Here is a 17,474-nt window from a genome sequence, read left to right as displayed (position 1 = left end):
CGGGCCTTCTCGCCCGGTCCTACGACCCATCTCTTCACCAAGAGTGATCACGCGGGCACGATCGATGCATGGTCAGCATCGAGCACGGAAACAGGCAGGCGCCGACGACTGTCCGCCGAACCGAGGGCGACGTGAGACGGCGACAGGCCCTTGCGGACGCGGCGTCGGGCATGAGCCCCGGCGCGATCGAGTTACCGGCCGAGGCCGCGAAGATCGAGCGGTTCCGCTGTGTGATCTACCTGTGCAGGGTCCCGCACGCGAACATCGCGGAGCTTCGTAAGGAGTGCGCCGAGTACGCCGAGGCGTTCTGCTGGGAGATCACGGCCGTGATCGAGGACCGCGAGGGATCGCTGGCGCCCGAAGGCCGCGACGGGCTCAGGCAGGCGATCGACCTCATCAAGTCCGGCCAGGCCGGCGCAGTCGTCACCGCGTGGCGATCGATGATCTCCCCCGCTGTGCAGGAGTACGACCAGTTCGCTCGCGAAGTCGAGAAGGCCGGCGGCTTCCTGCACGTCAAGGACTCGCCACGTGGTCGGTGCAGCGTCGAGCGAGGCTGACGGCGCCCCTCCGGAAACCCGGCCAGGCCAACTGCAGGACCCCCGCGACCGGGCGAACGGTCCGGGGGCATGGCCATCAACTACCAAGGAGTTGACAACATGACTCACGCTACAACGAGGTTCTTGGTCCGGCTGCTGCGGCTGCTGCTTCCGGCGCGGGGTCGCCACCGGACGGACCGCGCGCTGCCGGAGGCGCGGTGCGCGGACGCGCCGACGCTCGCCCCGCACCGCAGGCCCGTCCGGCAGCCTGGACTGCTGCGTGGCGAGGACTCGGCCCTGGTGCGCCCGTATCTGCTCACGCCCGCAGAGCTGAACCAGCGCCGCTCGCAGCACCAGCGGCGACAGGTGCTGTGGCTGGCCCCACGAGGCATCGACGTCGGGCCGTACGTGATGCACGCCGTGGGGGCGACAGCGTGATCAACCCCATGGACAATGCGCGGCTGCTGCCGTGGTCCAGCCCGGACGGGAAGCCGTGCTACCTGGCAGGCAACGGGAACGGATACGTGTCCCGCCTGGCCGACAACGTGGAGGCGGCGCAGCTCAGCACGGCCGCTGAACTGATCGAGGAAGCCCGCCCCCTCCTCGCCGGACGGACCTGGGCCCCTGATGAAGTCCATCTACTGGCATGCGTGTTGACCGCATCCCTGGCCGATGTGCACCGGGTGGCGGAGAGCAGAGGCGCGCGGCTGCCCGCCCCGGACGGTGACGAACCCGACGGTGATGCCGCTCCGGGCGGCGGCGATGGCGGCGAGTCGCGGCTTCCTGCAGACACGTTCGTCTGATGCACACTCGCCCGCCGGAGCGGCGTCGCCCTCACGGCCGACAGCCCAACCGGTGGGAGCCCGATCCGTGGCGACGGACGGGCAACTCCCGCGCCCGGCCGGGCCGGGACCGACGAGAGAAAGGGGGCGCGGCATGGCCGCGACCGCTGAGATCGAGAGCGCCACATCCGCTACGTACCTCATCAGCACCCGCCCCTGGGGGGCCGGCCGACTCGCGCCGTATCCGGCCACGTTGTGCCGTTCGCACGCCACGGTCACCGTCGACCCTGCCACGCAACTCGGCGTGTTCCGCGACCACGCCGGTCAGGTGGTCGAGATGGGAAAGCACGGCACCAGCTCCGGCACCGAGACCTCCACGACCACGAACTCGGACTCGCAGAACGACCAGGGCCACGACCAGGACAGCCAGCAGGACTGATGCTTGCGACCGAGGAGAGGCCGGTACTGGTGGCCACCGAGACGGACGATGTCACCGCCGACATGGTGATCACGCAACTCAACCGGCGAAAGGTGCCGGTGGTCAGGTTCAACCCCGCCGACATCGGCGGATGCCTGACGGTCTCGGCTCGGTTCGGCACCTGCCCGGCCCCGGTGGCCGGGCAGGTGCGTACCCTGTCGAGAACCGTCGACCTGGATCGCGTGCGAGCGGTGTACTGGCGCCGCCCCGTCTGGCCCGACTTCCCGTACTTGAGCGACGACGATGCGCGGTTCGCCGCCGCGCAGGTTCGCCATGGGCTCGGCGGTACCCTTTACGCCCTCGAAGGCCCACTATGGGTCAATCATCCCCTTCGTAATGCAGCGGCCGACTACAAGCCTGCTCAACTCGCTGTCGCACAGCGGCTTGGCCTCACAGTGCCGTCGACCCTTGTGACCAATGACCCCGAAGAAGCACGGGAGTTCATCGCCGCGCACGGTCAGGTGATCTACAAGACACTGCGGTGGACCTCGTACAAGCGAGGCGGAGTTCCGGTCACAGGGTGGGCAGACCCGGTCACCGCCGCGGAGATCGATGACAGCGTGCGCGTGACACCGCACCTGTTCCAGGCCCGCGTGGACAAGGTTGCCGACGTGCGAGTGCTGGTGGTCGGCGGGCGGGCGTTCCCCGTGCGGATCGACTCTGACCTCCTGGACTGGCGCAAGGACTACTCCGCCCTCTCCTACAGCGTGGTAGACCTGCCTGATCACGTGGAGAAGGCGCTCTGTGCCTACCTGGACCGCTTCGGGCTGGTGTCCGGGAGCTTCGACCTCGCCGTTGACCGGGCGGGTGACTACTGGTGGTTGGAGCTGAATCCGAACGGCCAATGGGGGTGGCTGGAAGAGAAGACCGGCCTGGAAATGTCCGCCACATTCGCCGACCTGCTGACCCGAGGAGAGCCCGCCCCATGACTGAACCCGCATCCGAGCGACGTGCCCTTGCCGACAGGCTGGAGAAGGCCGGTGTCCTTACGACCCCCCAATGGCGGGCGGCGGTCGAGGCCGTACCGCGTGAGCTGTTCTTGAACCCCGGGGTCTTCCTGCCCGTGGACGGTGGCCGCTGGCGACCGGTCACAGCGGCGGGAGCCGACCCGGCGGAGTGGGCGGAGACCGCCTACAGCGACCAGTCCCTGACCACTCAGCTCGATGGTCACCTCACCGCCGACCAGGCCACTGACCTCGTGACAGGTGTGCCCACGTCCTCGTCCACCACGCCCGTCACCGTGGTCGGCATGATCGAGAGCCTGGATGTGGAAGACGGGCACCAGGTGCTGGAGATCGGCACCGGCATCGGTTACTCCTCGGCCCTGATGTGCCACCGCCTCGGCGAAGACAACGTCACCACGGTCGAGGTGGACCCCGACGTGGCGGCCCGCGCGGACGCCGCGCTGGAAGCAGCCGGTTTCTCGACATGGACCGTGACGGGGGACGGGCTCCTGGGGCATCCTCGCCGCGCCCCGTATGACCGGGTGATTGCCACCTGTGCCGTACGCCGCATCCCCCACGCCTGGATCCGGCAGACGAAGCCGGGCGGCATCATCCTCGCGACCATTGGCTCCTGGCCCTACGGCACGGGTCTGGCAAAGGTGACCGTGGGCGAAGACGGGACCGCCGAGGGTCGGATCATCGGCCGCTCCTCGTTCATGCAGGCTCGGGCGCAAGCCGTGGTCCCGCCGGCCGGCGACCTGTCCGCACGCACGGCCTTCCCCGACAGCGAGCGCGCGACGAAGGTAGCGCCGGTCATGCTGGAGGAGTGGATGCCCGCCTTCCTCGCCCAGCTTGCCGCGCCCGGCGCACACCTGGTTCGCGCCTCGACGCGCGAGGGACCAGAGCTCCTGTACCTCGTCGACCCAGAGCGCGAGTCCTTCGCACAATTCACATCTGAGGGCGATGGCTGGACCGTCCGCCAGGGCGGCCCGGTGGCCCTGTGGGACGACATCGAGCAGGCCCTCACGGCATGGCAGGACACGGGAAGCCCCGACATCACCGCCGTACAGCTCCAGATCGACAACAAGGCCCACACATATGGGATCGAGGACAGCCCGTCGCTGCGCTGGCACCACCGCCTCGCATGAAGGAGCGCGAAGCGATCAACCCCGGCGGCCCCTACCCTCCTGAGGAGCAGCCGCCGGACCGTAAGGATGCGAGATGAACGACGAACCGTTGTCGGAATGGGCGGAGCGCCGTTACGCGAAGGTCGGACGGCTCCGCGCGATTCCCCTCGTCACCGGTGACGGCCCCAAAGGCGCGCATCTGAACCCAGATGTACCCCGTGCCATCCAGCGATGGAACGGATACTCCTGGGAACCCCACGGCTTCGCGTCCAACCTCGCCGAGGCGAGACAGATCCTGTACCCCGAGGTCATCGAGTCCCCGGCCCCGGGGCCGGCGCCCAGGCTCGGCGCAGGCACCGGCAAGCACCGTAAGCCCCAGGCGCCAAGGTCGGAGCGCTAGGGATCGTCATGCCGCGTGGCCTACACCGCACCGGACGGGACGGTCCACCGCTGGACGATGTAGCCGACATCAGCCTGGGGCGCAGTGCCCTGCGCCCCAGCGGATCAAGGGCCCGCCGCATCTCCGCCCACCCACCCTGGCCACCCCCGCGTCTATGCGTGTAGAACGGACCTACCCGTTCGAAAGGAACCGTCCATGGACGCCATCTCCGTCATCCGTACCAAGCGCGACCGCGGCGAGCTGACCCCCGATCAGATCGACTGGGTCATCGACGCCTACACCCGCGGTGAGGTCGCTCACGAACAGATGTCGTCCCTGGCGATGGCGATCTTCCTCAACGGTATGAACCGCAAGGAGATCGCCCGGTGGACCGCCGCGATGATCGCGTCCGGTGAGCGGATGGACTTCTCCTCGCTGCCCCGCCCCACCGCCGACAAGCACTCCACCGGTGGCGTCGGCGACAAGATCACCCTGCCGCTGGCCCCGCTCGTCGCCGCCTGTGGTGCCGCCGTACCGCAGCTCTCCGGCCGCGGCCTCGGCCACACCGGTGGCACCCTGGACAAGCTGGAGTCCATTCCCGGGTGGCGCGCCCACCTCAGCAACGCCGAGATGCTGGACGTGCTCCGCGATGTCGGCTCCGTGATCTGTGCCGCCGGCGACGGACTGGCCCCCGCCGACAAGAAGCTCTACGCGCTGCGCGACGTCACCGGCACCGTCGAGTCCATCCCGCTGATCGCCTCCTCGATCATGTCCAAGAAGATCGCCGAGGGCACCGGTTCCCTCGTCCTGGACGTCAAGGTCGGCTCCGGCGCCTTCATGAAGCACCTCGACGACGCCCGTGAACTCGCCTCCACCATGGTCGAGTTGGGAACCGACCATGGGGTGCGGACGGTCGCCCTGCTCACCGACATGGCCACCCCGCTCGGCCGCACCGCCGGCAACGCCCTCGAAGTCCGCGAGTCCGTCGAGGTGCTGGCCGGCGGCGGCCCGCAGGACGTCATCGACCTCACCCTCGCCCTCGCCCGCGAGATGCTCGACGCGGCGGGTCTGCCGGACGCCGATCCGGCCAAGGCGCTCGCCGACGGCTCCGCCATGGACCACTGGCGCCGCATGATCACCGCCCAGGGCGGCGACCCGGACGCCCCGCTCCCGGTCGCCCGCGAACAGCACACCGTCACCGCCGCCGCCACCGGCACCCTCACCACCCTCGACGCCTACGCCGTCGGCCTCGCCGCCTGGCGCCTCGGCGCCGGCCGCGCCCGCAAGGAGGACCCGGTCCAGGCCGCCGCCGGCATCGAACTCCACGCCAAGCCCGGCGACCGCGTCACCGCCGGCCAGCCCCTCCTCACCCTCCACACCGACACCCCCGAAAAGCTCCCCTACGCCCTGGAGGCCCTGGACGGCGGAGTGCTGATCGGCGCCCCCGACACCACCTTTACGGTGAGCCCGGTGGTCCTGGAACGCATCGGCTGACCTGCGGTTTTCCCGTATGGGTGAACGGGATCGGTGGACCGGCGCCGGTCCCGTTCGGCATGCTGGGATCGGTGACGTACCGATAGAGGAGACCGCCATGAGCGCACTCACCGTCGACCACGCCGCGGGCAACGGCCCCGAGTGGGACGACCTCGTCCGCATCTGGGAACAGGCGGACGCACGCGAGGGCTGGAAGGTGGAGATCATCGAGGGGATCGTCACCGTGTCACCGCCGCCCGACAACAGCCACAACTTCATCGCAGCGAAGGTCCAGCGCCGTCTGTACTCCGTGCTCCCGGAGGACTGGGACATCTACCAGACACTCGGGACGGGCATTCCCCTGCGCAAGGGCCTCTATATCCCTGACCTCGCCGTGGTTCCGGACGATGTCGTGCTCGACAAGACCGGCGAGTACGTCTCGGCATCCGCCGCCAAGCTGATCGTCGAGGTCACCTCGAAGTCCAATGCGAGCAACGACCGGATCGCGAAGGCGGCGGGCTACGCCCGGGCCGGCGTTCCGCTGTATCTGCTCGTCGACCGGTTCGCCCCCGCTGGGCCCACCATCACCCTGTACGGCGAGCCCGCGGGCGACGTCTACCGGGTGCTGCAGACCGTGAAATTCGGCGACGAACTGGCTCTTCCCGCACCTTTCGAACTCGCCCTGGACACCGGCGTCTTCCCGGTCGACTGACGACGACTGCCCGATCCCCGGGACAGCACGACGAAGGACCCGCCCCGCCAGGACAGGTGGCGGGACGGGCCCTTCGGTCGAGGGGCGGGCGGGGGCTACGGGCCCCGGCCGCGCGGGAGTTGCTCGGTGGGGTTACGCCGCCCGGGCCAGGTGGAGCAGGCGGCCTTCCGCTACGGCCTTGCGGGTGGCGTAGAGGGTGATCGACGCGGCGCCGAGCATCGCGGCGAGGCCGAGGAGGACGGTGCCCTGCCAGCCGACCGCGTGGAAGGCGGCGGCGCCGAGCGCGCCGCCCAGGCTGCTGCCGACGTAGTACGCGCACTGGTAGAGGGCCGACGCCTGGGCGCGGGCCGTCTTGGCGGTGCGGCTGACCGACGACGAGGCGACCGCGTGGCCCGCGAAGAAACCGGCGGTGATCAGGACCAGGCCGGCGAGCACCGCGCCGACCGAGTCGGCGAGGGTGAGCAGCAGGCCCGTCGAGGTGGTGCCGACGGCCAGGTAGAGCGCGCCGCGGCGGCCCACCCGGGCGACCAGCTGGCCGGCCGCCGCCGAGGAGGCCGTACCGACGAGGTAGATCACGAAGACCGAACCGACGACGCCCTGCGGGAGGTTGAACGGCTCGGCGACCAGCCGGTAGCCGATGACCGTGTAGACCGCGCCGAAGACCGTCATGAACAGGGCGCCGATGGCGTACAGGCGACGGAGGAGCGGGTCGGCGAGGTGGCCGCCGAGGGTGCGGGCCAGTGCCCGCGGGCCGACCGAACGGGGCGCGAAGTGCCGGGCCTTGGGGACCAGCAGCCGGAACGTCACCGCGCACACCACGGCCATCAGCCCCACCGCGCCGAGCGCGGCCCGCCAGCCCCAGCCCTGGGCGACCCAGCCGGTCACGATCCGGCCGGACATCCCGCCGATGCTGTTGCCGGCCACGAACAGTCCGATGGCCGCCACCAGCGCCTTGGCGCGTACCTCCTCGGCCAGGAAGGCCATCGCCGATGCCGGCAGACCGGCCAGCGCCACGCCCTGGACGGCGCGCAGCGCGATCAGGACGCCGAGCGACGGCGCGAACGGCACCAGCAGGGCGATCACCGAGGCCACCGAGAGCGACGCGGTCATGAGCGTGCGCCGCCCGAAGCGTTCGGACACCGCGCTCAGCGGGATCACGCCGAGGGCCAGTCCGAAGGTGGCCGCCGAAACGGTCCAGCTCGCCTGGTCCGGGGAGACGCCGAGGTCGCCGGAGATGGCGGGCAGCAGTGCCTGGGTGGAATACAGGAGGGCGAAGGTGGCCACTCCGGCGGCGAAGAGGGCGAAGCTCATCCGGCGGTAACCGGGGCCGCCCGGCCGCAGCTTGCCCGCTTCGGGGTCGGGCGCGGCGGCGGAGGAAGAGGAGCTGGTGGACGACTGGGGAGAGGCGGCCGCACGGTCGGTGACGGACGCCCCGGTATCAGCGGGAGGCATGCTTCGACCGTAGGACCCGACAGTTCATGCGTCCAATGCATGGAAACGGCATAATCGATTCCGTGGCGCATGAGCAGAGGTCAGAGGGGTCGCTGTTGCACGGTCGCAACAGAAAAGATGTTGAGGCAGGGAGGCGTAGCCGGGGAACGGAAGCGGGCCGGGGCGGGGCACCCGGCGCGGAGACCGGCGAGGCGGCCGAGCTCGGTGTCGGGTCGTGGGCGGCGGTGCTCGCCCCACGGCTCGCCCAGTTCACCGCCGTCGCCCGGCACGAACACGTCACCCGGGCCGCGCAGGAGCTCGGCGTGCCGCAGCCGACCCTCAGCCGCGCCATCGTCCGGCTGGAGGACGACCTCGGCGTCGCGCTCTTCGCCCGGCACGGCCGTACGCTCTCCCTCACCCCGGCCGGCCGGTCCTTCCTCGCCTCCGCCGAACGGGCGCTCACGGACCTTGAGCGGGCCACCGAGTCGGTACGCGCCGACGTCGACCCGGCCGCCGGCAAGGTCGCCTTCGGGTTCCTGCACACCCTCGGGCCGGAGACCGTACCGGGGCTGATCCGCAGCTTCCGCGCCGACCACCCCCGCGTCCGCTTCCAGCTCGTGCAGAACTACGGCGAGGCGATGATCGAACGGCTCCGCGCCGGCGACCTCGACCTGTGCCTGACCTCGCCGGTGCCGGACTACCCGGACCTGGTCGCCCGCCGGCTCGACGAGCAGAAGCTGCGGCTGGTCGTCCCGGACGACCACCCGCTGGCCGCCCGCAAACGCATCCGGCTCGCGGAGGCCGCCGGCGAGCTGTTCGTGACCCTCGAACCGGGCTACGGGCTGCGCCGGATCACCGACGCGCTGTGCGCCGAGGCGGGCTTCGCCCCGCGCGTGGCGTTCGAGGGCGAGGAGGCCGAGACGCTCCGCGGACTGGTCGCGGCCGGCCTCGGCGTGGCCCTGCTGCCGCCACCGGCCGTACCGCGCCCGGGAGTTGCCGAACTGACGGTGACCGCCCCGCGCGCGGTCCGCGAGATCGGCGTGGCCTGGCTGGACGGCCACCCCGACACCCCACCGGTCGCCGCCTTCAAGAAGTTCCTGCTGAGCAGACGGGGGCGCCTGCTACCGCGGTGACGGGCACCGCCGCCCTAGCCCTGCGGTCCCCGGCGCCCGGCCCAGCGCCCCACCGCGCGCTCGATGTCGGCCGGGGAGTTGTCGGAGCGGGGGCCCGACGGCCAGAAGGGCCGGGCGGCCCGGAGTTTGTCCGCGAGTTCGCCCGCGCGGGCCCGGCGCTGGCCCGCCGTGGGAGCGGCGGCGATCAGTCGCGCCCAGCGGACGGTGTCCACCACCGCGGACTTCATGCGCTCGAAGGCCAGGTAGAAGGCGAGCGCGTCCTCCCATCCCACCCGGCACTCCGCGGGTGCCACCCGCTGCCAGGCGGCGACCGTCCGGTCCTGCTCGGCGGGCAGGTAGGACATCTTGTGCAGATGGTCCGCCAGGTCGTAGACCGGGTCGCCCCACAGCGCGAGCTCCCAGTCGAGGAAGACCGTGCGATGCCGGTGAGTGATCACGTTGCGCCGGTGGATGTCCGCGTGGAGGAGGCGGAAGGGCCGGCTCCGCAGCGTTCCCGCCCGTTGTTCCAGGAGCGCACACGGGTCTTCCGGGACGCCCAGGTCGCGGTAGAGCTGCCCGGTCGCCTCGTCGCCGTCGGCGCGGATGGTCCGCACCAGACGCAGGAGGAGGGCCACGAAGCCGGCGGTGTCGCCGTCCGCGGGCCAGTCGGCGGGCACGCCGGGCAGTTTGGCGGCGGGCACGCGCAGCAACTGGGAGAACAGGGTGCCGATGTCGCAGAGCACACCGGCGGGCAGCGGGGTGCCGGCCGGACAGACCTCGTCGAGGCAGGTCCCCGCGATGAACTCGTGGATCTGGAACGGGGGGTCCGCCTCTACGTGGAGCAGCTGCGGTGCCGAGGTGACGTAGGGGCGGATGGCTTCGAGGACCGCGTGCTCGGGCCACATCGTCAGGTCCATCGTCGGCGCCCCGCCTGCCGGGATGCGGACCATCACGGGCCCGTCGGCCGAGTCCACGCGGACATTGCTGTTGTAGTACCCGGAAAGCGCGTCCTGCCGTACGCGCGCTTCCTGGTACAAGGCCATCGCGTCCATCCGCTGTCCACCGCCCTTTCAGGGGCCTGGGTGCGTCGGTCCGTAGCGCAGTCCGGAGCGGATCCGCGCCGGAGTCACGTCGGGAACATGTCCCCACACCAGGCGGGCGGCATTCACCTTCTTCGCCAGACGGGCGATGAGGCCGTCCCGGGTGGCCGGATCCGTTCCGGGAGCGGCCAGCTGCTTGGAGTACCGGACCGTGTCCACGATGGCCGACTTGATCCGCTCGTGCCACAGGTACGTCGTAAGGTCGCGCCGCCAGCCGGCGGTGGTCTCCGGCGGCAGGGCCCGGAGCCAGTGGCGCAGCAGGTCCTCGCGCTGGTCGTCCGGGTAGTCCATCTTGTGGAGGTGGAGGGCCACTTCGTAGACGGGGTCGCCCCACAGGGCGAGTTCCCAGTCGATGAACCAGGTCGTTCCGGCGGTCACGATCATGTTCTTGCGGTGCAGATCGGCGTGGAGCACGGCGAACGGCCGCGGGGTCAGGGCGCTCCACCGCCCGCTGACCGGGGCGAGCGGATCCGTCGGGAACCCGAAGTGGTCGAAGACCCGGCCGTACGCCGGCAGGTGGTCCGCGTGGATCGTCCGCGTCAGCTGCGCCAGGCGCTGCCCGAAGGCCGGTGCGTCCCCCGGCGTGGGCCAGCCGTCCGGAAGCGGCGGCATCTTCCCCAGGGGGATCGCCGTCAGCTGCCCCATCAGCGCGACCGTATCGCCGATCACATGGTCCGGTACGGCACTTTGGCGCGGGGAGAAGTCGTTGAGGATGTCACCCGCGATGAAGCTCTGGACCTGGAAGCGCGGGGCGTGGGAAACATGGCGGAGTTCCGGCGCGTAGTCCACATAGGGGCGGACGGCGGCCAGCACCTCCTCCTCGCGCCACACCCGCACGTCCATCACGTCGGCGGCCGCGAGGGGGATGCGGACGTTGACCCGGCCGTCCGGGGTGTCCAGCGCGGCATTGCGGTTGTAGTAGCCCGCCGCCGCGTCGGTGCTCCGGAGAGCCGCGTCGTACAGCGCGTGCCAGCTCATGCGGCTGCCCCGAGGAACAGGGACAGGACCTCGTCCGTGCGGTGTTCCAGCGCGTCCAGCGTGCCCAGCGGCCGGAGGCCGGCCCGGGCGCACAGCGCGGCGTCGGCCAGCCCGCCGTCCTCCTCGCCGAGCCGGACGGCTGCCCGGTGGATGGCCATGACCAGGGACGGATAGACGTCGCACGCCTTGAACTCGGCCACCGCCCGGCGCCATGTCGACAGCGCCCCGCCCCGGTCGCCTTGCTGCAGCAGCAGGAAGGCCCGGTACATGTCGGCGCGCGCCCTCCCGGAGCGGTAGCCGGCCCGGTCGAGCGCCGCGTACGCGCTGAGGAAGGACGAGGAGGCGCGCTCGGGCTGCCCGAGCCGGATCTGCGCCATCGCCATGGCGGTGTATGCCTTGCCGATCTCGTGCTGGGCCCCCAGCTCCCGCTGGACGGCCAGCGCCTCGGCGGCCTCCGCCACGGCCGCCTCCGGATCGGTGAAGGCCAGCAGCTCGGCGCGGTTGGTCCGGATGTTCGCGAGGCCGAAGGGGTCCTCGGCGCGCCGGTATTCCGCCTCGGCCTCCTGCAGCAGGTCCGCTGCCGCGTCGAAGGAGAGGAGGAACCGGTGGCCGAGGTGCAGCAGCCGCTTCACATCGGCACGGACGACGGGTTTGTCCGGCCGGCTCATCCCGTACACGGCCTCGGCCAGGTCGAACGCCTCGGCGAAGTCCCCCTGCCACATCCTGATGTCGGCCAGACAGAACCCCGCGGAGACCCGCACGGGCCCGGACTGCTCCTCCCAGACCTGCTGGAAGATACGGGCGGCCGTGCGGCTCTCACCGGCGATCCTGCGGGCATTGGCGGCGGCGAGGGAGAGCCTCGCCGAGACGGCGGTGCCGGCCCGCCGGTCCACCTCGGGGGCGAGCTCGATCACCGCCCGGGCGTTGCCCAGCGACAGCAGGGACTCGGCTTCGAGGCAGTCGGCGGCCTCCCGGACGGAACTCTCGCCTCCGGGCCGGGCCGCCAGATAGTCCCGCAGGTCCTTCACGATGCCGTCGACCACCTGCCGGCCGCCCATGGCCATCCCGCGGTCGGCGTACTCGTGGATCTGCTCCGCACTGATCGCTTCCGCGTGCAGACCGTGGTAGACGGCCTCGCGCAGGGGTGACGAACGGGAGACGCCGGCACGGTCGGGGCTGCTTTCGAGGCGGTCGGCCACGTCCTCCCAGTAGGCGCGCAGCCGGTCGTGGACCGACCGCTTCACCGCGGGGGAGAGGTGGGACTGCAGAGCGGCCACCATGAGCTGGTGCAGCCGGTACCAGCCCTGGGCGAGCGGATACGCGAACGAATAGGCGGTCAGCGACTCCCAGGTCAGCAGGTGCGCCGGCAGGTTGAACGCCCGCCCGAGCGCGCGGAAGGCCCCGAAGTCGAAGGTGCGGGCCACACTGAGCAGTTCGAGGATCCGCACCTCGTCCGGCGGTACGTGCTGCAGGAACCGCTGCACGATGTGCTCGGAGGTGATCGTCGTCTCCAGCCGGGCGGGGTTCTGCAGGTAGGTGTCGATGGCGAGGTGCAGATAGAACGGCACCCCGGCGCTGGCCTCGGCGATCGACCGCTGCCGGCCGCCCTCGGTGATGCCCGCGGCGGACAGCAGATCGAGCCGGGCGTCCATAGGCAGGCCCTCGACCGGGACGTGCTGGATCACCGAGGCCCAGTCCTCGTCGTACGCCGCCCACTGCAGCGGCTCGCGGCTGGCCACGACGGTCAGTCCACCCTGCAGCTGACCCAGCAGATCACGCAGCCAGGCATCGGCGCCGAAGCTCTTGCCACCCGGTAACGGAGTGGGGACCAGCGCCTCGTAGGCGTCCACATAGAGCACATAGGGCCGGTCGCCGCTCGCCTCCCGCAGCTCCTCGGCCAGCAGGTACGAAACGGCATAGCCGAGCTCGGCGTTGGTGAGGTTGTCGAGGTCCTGCAGCGTGGGGTCGGACTTGATGCGCTGCTTGCGCTGCCGGTTGGACAGCGCCCGGTCCGTCAGCCGGACCAGCCCCGCCGCCGTACCGAACACCGGGAACCCCATGGCGTCGTCGAGGATCTTCGACAGGACGTCGCTCTGCTCCGCGAACGGCGTACTGGAACGGTCCATCCGCAGCTGAGGGTGGACCCGCTGCCACAGGACCGCGTACGCGATGTCGAAGCGGTCGAACTTCACGCCCTGCGCGCCGAACTCGGTACGGAGCACGGCCAGTGCGTCCTCCTGCTGCCGCAACGCCGGGACCTGCAGGTCGAGGCGGGCCGTACGGTAGCTCTGGCCGGTCCGGTTCCGCAGCTCCTGCAGCAGCCGGGACTTTCCGATCCCTCCGATGCCCACGACGTTGAAGACCTGCGGGTCCGGTCCGGCGGGCAGCCGGCCCAGGGCCGACTCGTACGCGGCCAGCACCGATTCCCGGTCGAAGAACTGCCGTTGCAGTGCGGAAACCCGTCGGTAGCGCGGCCCGATCGGCATGCCGTATCCCCCCGGTTGCTGGTGCTGCCGCCAGGGAGGCTACCCGCAACGCACCGCACCGGCACCCGGGTTGGAGCACCGCTCAGTGCCGCAACGACGCTCCGAAGCCGGTGGCCAGGGGCATGCGCAGGCCCAGGGGAGGGGGCGCGGCGAGGGCGTCCCTGACGGGGCGGGCGTAGTCGCGGGCGAAGAGGGAGCCGAGGAGGAAGTCGGTGGCCAGTGCGAGGACTTCGGCGCGGTGCTGGTGGAGGGAGTGGCCGTCGGAGTGCACCTCGAAGCGGCAGGTGTCGCGGTTGATCTTCTTGGCGCGCTCGGCGTAGCGGTAGGACAGGTCGGGGTCGTGGCGCTCGTCGTTGGTGCCGTGCACGAGCAGGACCTGACGGCCGACGAGCTGCTTCACCGGATCGGGCTGCTCGCCGGTGGCGCGGTGGTCGGGCAGCCACGGTGCGATGGCCAGTACGGAGTGGACGGCGGGGTGGCCGGCGGCGTGCAGGGCGGCGCGGGCGCCCATGCCCGTGCCGACGAGGCAGACCGGGACGTCGCCGTAGCGGCGCACCACCTCTTCCAGGGCCCAGGTGGCGTCGCGCGCGGGGTGGGCGGCGGAACCGTTCCAGCCGCGGCAGCGGTAGTGCACCACATGGGTGGCCAGCCCTTCGGGGCGTCCCGCCCGGGCCAGCCGGAGGGCGAGGGGGCGTACCGCGAGCGCGGTCACCGGCGACGGTCGGCGGACCCCGGTCGGTCCGCCCCCCGGCAGTAACAGGGCGACCCCGCTGACGGTCCCCTCCTTGCCGTTCGCTCCCAGCGGTTTTCCCAGCCGGGCCTCGCGCACCGGCAGCGCTTGCTGAGCCATGACCAGAACGATGGCAGAAGGAGACCGGCCCGCCACCCTGTGGACGGGTCACTGTTACGTATCGTTCGGTGAGATCTACGCGCGTAGGGGCTACAGTGCCGAAATGACGAGCGAGACCACCACCCTTCCGAGCAGTGAACAGATCCGCCGCGCCCCCAAGGTGCTGCTGCACGATCACCTCGACGGCGGCCTGCGCCCCGCCACGGTCGTCGACCTGGCCCGCGAGACCGGATACACCGGTCTGCCCGAGACCGATGCCGAGAAGCTGGGCATCTGGTTCCGCGAAGCCGCCGACTCCGGCTCGCTGGAGCGCTACCTGGAGACCTTCGCGCACACCTGCGCCGTCATGCAGACTCGCGACGCACTGGCCCGGGTGGCCGCCGAGTGCGCCGAGGACCTGGCCGCCGACGGCGTGGTCTACGCCGAGGTCCGCTACGCGCCCGAGCAGCACCTGGAGCAGGGGCTGACCCTCGAAGAGGTCGTCGAGGCCGTCAACGAGGGCTTCCGCGAGGGCGAGCGGCGGGCCCGCGAGAACGGCCACCGCATCCGCGTCGGCGCCCTGCTGACCGCCATGCGGCACGCCGCCCGCGCCCTGGAGATCGCCGAACTCGCCAACCGCTACCGCGACTCCGGCGTCGTCGGCTTCGACATCGCGGGCGCCGAGGCCGGCTTCCCGCCCACCCGCCACCTCGACGCGTTCGAGTACCTCAAGCGGGAGAACAACCACTTCACCATCCACGCGGGGGAGGCCTTCGGGCTGCCCTCCATCTGGCAGGCGCTCCAGTGGTGCGGCGCCGACCGCCTCGGCCACGGCGTCCGGATCATCGACGACATCGAGGTCGCCGACGACGGCACCGTCAAGCTCGGCCGGCTCGCCTCCTACGTGCGCGACAAGCGGATCCCGCTGGAGATGTGCCCCACCTCCAACCTCCAGACCGGCGCCGCCCCCTCCTACGCCGAGCACCCCATCGGGCTGCTGCGCCGGCTGCAGTTCCGCCTCACCGTCAACACCGACAACCGGCTGATGAGCGGTACGAACATGTCCCGGGAATTCGAGCACCTGGTCAAGACATTCCGCTACACGCTCGATGACATGCAGTGGTTTACAGTCAATGCGATGAAATCAGCGTTCATTCCTTTCGATGAACGTCTGGCGATGATCAATGACGTCATCAAGCCCGGTTACGCGGAACTGCGGGCCGAGTGGCTCTTCCGCCCGATGGGCTGAACATCCGCTCCCAGCAGCGCTTCTGACCGTATGTAACGGGGACGGCGCGAGCATATAGCGCAACGGCCGGTGGAATGTCCACCGGCCGTTTTTTGTTTCCTTCTGGCTGTTTGCGACGCCGGTTGCCGCATCACTAGGTTGATGGGCCGGTCAAGCCCCCATCAATGAGGACGTAATTCGATGAAGCAGGGAACGATCAAGACTCTCGGTGCCGCCGCGCTCGGTGCCGCGATTGCCGTCACCGCCGCGGGCGCCGCCTCCGCCGCCCCGGTGGCCGGTGCCGCCGACACCGCTGGCGGTCTGCTGCACAGCGCCACCGACACCGTCTCGGGGGCCACCAAGAACGTCAACGGCGGCACCAACGCCAAGCCGGGCAGCAACGGCGTCAAGACGCACCTGAACTCCAAGGGCAACAAGCTCCTCGGCGGGCTGCCCACCGGCGCCGTCGGCAAGGCCCTCCCGCTGGGCTGAGCCCCGCACCCCCGCCGCCCTCAGGGGCGCGCGGCGCACCGTCCCCGGCCCGTACGCCTCCGCAGGCGTACGGGCCGTCGGCTTGCTTCGGGTGCGGTGGCTCCCGCGGCGCGGTGGCTCCCGCGGCGGGGTGGCTCCCGCGGCACGGTGGGGCAAGCGGTGCGGTGCGGCAAGCGGTGCGGTGCGGCAAGCGGTGCGGTGGGGCATGCGGTGCGGTGGCGTCACCAGGGGGCGGCCCGCCAGGCGCGGTGCGCCTACCAGGCGGCGGCGCCGTGTGCCTTCTCCTCCGAGGGGAGGAGTATCCACAGCGCGAGGTAGACCAGGAACTGCGGGCCGGGAAGCAGACACGACACCAGGAAGATCACGCGCATCGTGACCGGCGTCGTACCGAAGCGACGGGCCAGGCCCGCGCACACTCCGGCGATCATTCGGTTGTTGCGGGGACGGACCAGTGCGGCGGCCATGAGAGAGGACTCCTTTGCGACTACGTGGGGCGTTTGCCCGATGTCTCAAAGGTAGGTCCGGCCGCCCGAGAGCACGTCAGCCTGTGGTGTGAGGCCGACCCTGGAGATCTTCGGGGTCGCACCCCCGAGACGCTCGTACCGCCGGCGGAGCCGGCACCGGGCCCCAGGGACGACCAGCAGGTGCACCACCGCCACGCCCAGGGTGTTGAGCAGCACCGAGTCGACATCGGGGACCCGTCCGGGGATCCCTGACTGCAGCAGTTCGATGGCCAGCGCGATCATCGCGCCGGCGAAGGCGGTACGGGTGAAGGAGACCAGCGGCGAAACGTTCAGGCGGCCGGCGGAGAGCGGCAGCAGCACGCCCAGCGGCGCCAGCAGCAGCACCGAGCCGCCCAGATGCTGCACGGCCTCCCACGACGCCCCGCGCGCCAACTCGGCCCGGATCGTCGCCAGCGGTTCGAGGTTCGCCGCCGGAACCCAGGGCACGGTCCGGGGACGCAGCGTGAGCCAACCGACGATCAGCAGATGCGCCACAAGGAGAAGAAGTCCGGTGACGCGCATACGGGGGGAGGCGGCGGTGCCGTGGCCATGACGCTGCACAAAGCCCAGGACGCCAGGACCGGTGGCCATGGTTCCGCCCTATTGCACCCGTCTTGGGGCGTGGGGCGGGCGGTGGGGGCGTACGGCGTTGTGGGGCGGGGCCGGCGGGGGCCTCGTGGGGCGTGCGGGGCCTCGTGAGGCGTACGGCGTGGCCTCCGGCGGCGGGGCGGCGGGGCGCCGCGGCGGTGGGGCGGAGTGGGCGCGGTGGGATCGGGCGGGCCCGCCGGGGTGGCCGCGCGCGCAAGGGCTGCATCCCCCCACCCCCGAACCCATCGCGACGAAGACGTCCGCGACCCGCGCCAAGAACGTGGTGAGCGGGTGCC

General features: G+C 71.1%; 19 protein-coding genes. 12 read left to right on the top strand and 7 right to left on the bottom strand.

Going from position 1 to position 17,474, the window contains the following annotated elements; genetic code table 11:
• The first annotated feature begins 68 nt into the window (after nt 1–68).
• From AB0E02_RS34160 to AB0E02_RS34120, 9 genes are all read left to right on the top strand, one after another.
• Nucleotides 69–557: a recombinase family protein gene (locus tag AB0E02_RS34160; RefSeq protein WP_362146941.1), complete on the top strand. Its 489-nt coding sequence runs from the start codon at nt 69–71 to the stop codon at nt 555–557.
• A 99-nt stretch (nt 558–656) separates the two neighbouring features.
• Nucleotides 657–974, top strand: coding sequence for a hypothetical protein (locus AB0E02_RS34155; RefSeq protein ID WP_362146938.1), 318 nt, complete (start codon nt 657–659; stop codon nt 972–974).
• An 8-nt stretch (nt 975–982) separates the two neighbouring features.
• Complete coding sequence (locus tag AB0E02_RS34150; protein WP_362146989.1) at nt 983–1,339, top strand: hypothetical protein; 357 nt, start codon at nt 983–985, stop codon at nt 1,337–1,339.
• A 133-nt stretch (nt 1,340–1,472) separates the two neighbouring features.
• Complete coding sequence (gene tgmA / locus AB0E02_RS34145; RefSeq protein WP_362146935.1) at nt 1,473–1,757, top strand: putative ATP-grasp-modified RiPP; 285 nt, start codon at nt 1,473–1,475, stop codon at nt 1,755–1,757.
• Nucleotides 1,757–2,725: an ATP-grasp ribosomal peptide maturase gene (gene tgmB / locus AB0E02_RS34140; protein ID WP_362146932.1), complete on the top strand. Its 969-nt coding sequence runs from the start codon at nt 1,757–1,759 to the stop codon at nt 2,723–2,725. The genes tgmA and tgmB overlap by 1 nt, the downstream gene beginning before the upstream one ends.
• A complete protein-coding gene (tgmC, locus tag AB0E02_RS34135) occupies nt 2,722–3,888 on the top strand; it encodes an ATP-grasp peptide maturase system methyltransferase (RefSeq protein WP_362146929.1) in 1,167 nt (388 codons plus the stop codon). Before tgmB ends, tgmC begins: the two co-directional genes overlap by 4 nt.
• 73 nt (nt 3,889–3,961) lie before the next feature.
• Nucleotides 3,962–4,267, top strand: a complete 306-nt coding sequence (locus tag AB0E02_RS34130) for a DUF6087 family protein (protein WP_362146926.1) — start codon at nt 3,962–3,964, stop codon at nt 4,265–4,267.
• A gap of 195 nt (nt 4,268–4,462) precedes the next feature.
• A complete protein-coding gene (locus AB0E02_RS34125) occupies nt 4,463–5,740 on the top strand; it encodes a thymidine phosphorylase (RefSeq protein WP_362146923.1) in 1,278 nt (425 codons plus the stop codon).
• A 97-nt stretch (nt 5,741–5,837) separates the two neighbouring features.
• Nucleotides 5,838–6,431, top strand: a complete 594-nt coding sequence (locus AB0E02_RS34120; protein ID WP_362146920.1) for a Uma2 family endonuclease — start codon at nt 5,838–5,840, stop codon at nt 6,429–6,431.
• A 132-nt stretch (nt 6,432–6,563) separates the two neighbouring features.
• On the opposite strand, the gene AB0E02_RS34115 is transcribed toward AB0E02_RS34120, so the two are convergent.
• Entirely contained in the window at nt 6,564–7,883 is a 1,320-nt protein-coding gene (locus AB0E02_RS34115; protein WP_362146916.1) for an MFS transporter, read from the bottom strand.
• 26 nt (nt 7,884–7,909) lie between these two features.
• Here AB0E02_RS34115 and AB0E02_RS34110 point away from each other — a divergent pair, with 26 nt between their 5' ends.
• The gene (locus tag AB0E02_RS34110) at nt 7,910–8,995 is read left to right on the top strand and encodes a LysR substrate-binding domain-containing protein (RefSeq protein WP_362146913.1); all 1,086 of its coding nucleotides are present in this window, start codon (nt 7,910–7,912) and stop codon (nt 8,993–8,995) included.
• Nucleotides 8,996–9,009: 14 nt separating this feature from the next.
• On the opposite strand, the gene AB0E02_RS34105 is transcribed toward AB0E02_RS34110, so the two are convergent.
• The 4 genes from AB0E02_RS34105 to AB0E02_RS34090 form a co-directional block, all read right to left on the bottom strand.
• The gene (locus tag AB0E02_RS34105) at nt 9,010–10,026 is read right to left on the bottom strand and encodes an aminoglycoside phosphotransferase family protein (protein ID WP_362146910.1); all 1,017 of its coding nucleotides are present in this window, start codon (nt 10,024–10,026) and stop codon (nt 9,010–9,012) included.
• An 18-nt stretch (nt 10,027–10,044) separates the two neighbouring features.
• Nucleotides 10,045–11,052, bottom strand: a complete 1,008-nt coding sequence (locus AB0E02_RS34100; protein WP_362146907.1) for an aminoglycoside phosphotransferase family protein — start codon at nt 11,050–11,052, stop codon at nt 10,045–10,047.
• Nucleotides 11,049–13,538 carry a hypothetical protein gene (locus AB0E02_RS34095; RefSeq protein WP_362146904.1) on the bottom strand — a complete coding sequence of 830 codons (2,490 nt, stop codon included), beginning with the start codon at nt 13,536–13,538 and terminating at the stop codon, nt 11,049–11,051. Before AB0E02_RS34095 ends, AB0E02_RS34100 begins: the two co-directional genes overlap by 4 nt.
• Before the next feature lie 82 nt (nt 13,539–13,620).
• Entirely contained in the window at nt 13,621–14,388 is a 768-nt protein-coding gene (locus AB0E02_RS34090) for an alpha/beta hydrolase (RefSeq protein ID WP_362146901.1), read from the bottom strand.
• Nucleotides 14,389–14,491: 103 nt separating this feature from the next.
• Between AB0E02_RS34090 and AB0E02_RS34085 the strand changes: the two genes are divergently transcribed.
• Nucleotides 14,492–15,616, top strand: a complete 1,125-nt coding sequence (locus AB0E02_RS34085; RefSeq protein ID WP_362146898.1) for an adenosine deaminase — start codon at nt 14,492–14,494, stop codon at nt 15,614–15,616.
• 180 nt (nt 15,617–15,796) lie between these two features.
• Nucleotides 15,797–16,087 (top strand): hypothetical protein, encoded by a 291-nt coding sequence (locus AB0E02_RS34080; protein WP_362146895.1) that lies wholly within the window; start codon nt 15,797–15,799, stop codon nt 16,085–16,087.
• 254 nt (nt 16,088–16,341) lie between these two features.
• Here AB0E02_RS34080 and AB0E02_RS34075 read toward each other — a convergent pair whose 3' ends face one another.
• Together AB0E02_RS34075 and AB0E02_RS34070 are read right to left on the bottom strand one after the other, a co-directional pair.
• A complete protein-coding gene (locus tag AB0E02_RS34075; protein ID WP_030416988.1) occupies nt 16,342–16,551 on the bottom strand; it encodes a PspC domain-containing protein in 210 nt (69 codons plus the stop codon).
• 45 nt (nt 16,552–16,596) lie between these two features.
• Nucleotides 16,597–17,112 carry a VanZ family protein gene (locus tag AB0E02_RS34070; RefSeq protein ID WP_362146986.1) on the bottom strand — a complete coding sequence of 172 codons (516 nt, stop codon included), beginning with the start codon at nt 17,110–17,112 and terminating at the stop codon, nt 16,597–16,599.
• Nucleotides 17,113–17,474 lie beyond the last annotated feature (362 nt).

Source organism: Streptomyces sp. NPDC048196, assembly GCF_040652715.1.
GTDB classification, from domain to species: Bacteria; Actinomycetota; Actinomycetes; order Streptomycetales; family Streptomycetaceae; genus Streptomyces; species Streptomyces siderophoricus.
Note: the sequence above shows the minus strand (reverse complement) of the source record. Positions and strands in the feature narration are given on the sequence as shown.

What these genes read in the sequence shown, in the direction of transcription:
- AB0E02_RS34160 (WP_362146941.1), top strand. Translation starts at nt 69, where the DNA reads ATGGTCAGCATCGAGCACGGAAACAGGCAGGCGCCGACGACTGTCCGC.
- AB0E02_RS34155 (WP_362146938.1), top strand. Translation starts at nt 657, where the DNA reads ATGACTCACGCTACAACGAGGTTCTTGGTCCGGCTGCTGCGGCTGCTG.
- AB0E02_RS34150 (WP_362146989.1), top strand. Translation starts at nt 983, where the DNA reads ATGGACAATGCGCGGCTGCTGCCGTGGTCCAGCCCGGACGGGAAGCCG.
- tgmA (WP_362146935.1), top strand. Translation starts at nt 1,473, where the DNA reads ATGGCCGCGACCGCTGAGATCGAGAGCGCCACATCCGCTACGTACCTC.
- tgmB (WP_362146932.1), top strand. Translation starts at nt 1,757, where the DNA reads ATGCTTGCGACCGAGGAGAGGCCGGTACTGGTGGCCACCGAGACGGAC.
- tgmC (WP_362146929.1), top strand. Translation starts at nt 2,722, where the DNA reads ATGACTGAACCCGCATCCGAGCGACGTGCCCTTGCCGACAGGCTGGAG.
- AB0E02_RS34130 (WP_362146926.1), top strand. Translation starts at nt 3,962, where the DNA reads ATGAACGACGAACCGTTGTCGGAATGGGCGGAGCGCCGTTACGCGAAG.
- AB0E02_RS34125 (WP_362146923.1), top strand. Translation starts at nt 4,463, where the DNA reads ATGGACGCCATCTCCGTCATCCGTACCAAGCGCGACCGCGGCGAGCTG.
- AB0E02_RS34120 (WP_362146920.1), top strand. Translation starts at nt 5,838, where the DNA reads ATGAGCGCACTCACCGTCGACCACGCCGCGGGCAACGGCCCCGAGTGG.
- AB0E02_RS34115 (WP_362146916.1), bottom strand. Translation starts at nt 7,883, where the DNA reads ATGCCTCCCGCTGATACCGGGGCGTCCGTCACCGACCGTGCGGCCGCC.
- AB0E02_RS34110 (WP_362146913.1), top strand. Translation starts at nt 7,910, where the DNA reads ATGCGTCCAATGCATGGAAACGGCATAATCGATTCCGTGGCGCATGAG.
- AB0E02_RS34105 (WP_362146910.1), bottom strand. Translation starts at nt 10,026, where the DNA reads ATGGACGCGATGGCCTTGTACCAGGAAGCGCGCGTACGGCAGGACGCG.
- AB0E02_RS34100 (WP_362146907.1), bottom strand. Translation starts at nt 11,052, where the DNA reads ATGAGCTGGCACGCGCTGTACGACGCGGCTCTCCGGAGCACCGACGCG.
- AB0E02_RS34095 (WP_362146904.1), bottom strand. Translation starts at nt 13,538, where the DNA reads ATGCCGATCGGGCCGCGCTACCGACGGGTTTCCGCACTGCAACGGCAG.
- AB0E02_RS34090 (WP_362146901.1), bottom strand. Translation starts at nt 14,388, where the DNA reads ATGGCTCAGCAAGCGCTGCCGGTGCGCGAGGCCCGGCTGGGAAAACCG.
- AB0E02_RS34085 (WP_362146898.1), top strand. Translation starts at nt 14,492, where the DNA reads ATGACGAGCGAGACCACCACCCTTCCGAGCAGTGAACAGATCCGCCGC.
- AB0E02_RS34080 (WP_362146895.1), top strand. Translation starts at nt 15,797, where the DNA reads ATGAAGCAGGGAACGATCAAGACTCTCGGTGCCGCCGCGCTCGGTGCC.
- AB0E02_RS34075 (WP_030416988.1), bottom strand. Translation starts at nt 16,551, where the DNA reads ATGGCCGCCGCACTGGTCCGTCCCCGCAACAACCGAATGATCGCCGGA.
- AB0E02_RS34070 (WP_362146986.1), bottom strand. Translation starts at nt 17,112, where the DNA reads ATGCGCGTCACCGGACTTCTTCTCCTTGTGGCGCATCTGCTGATCGTC.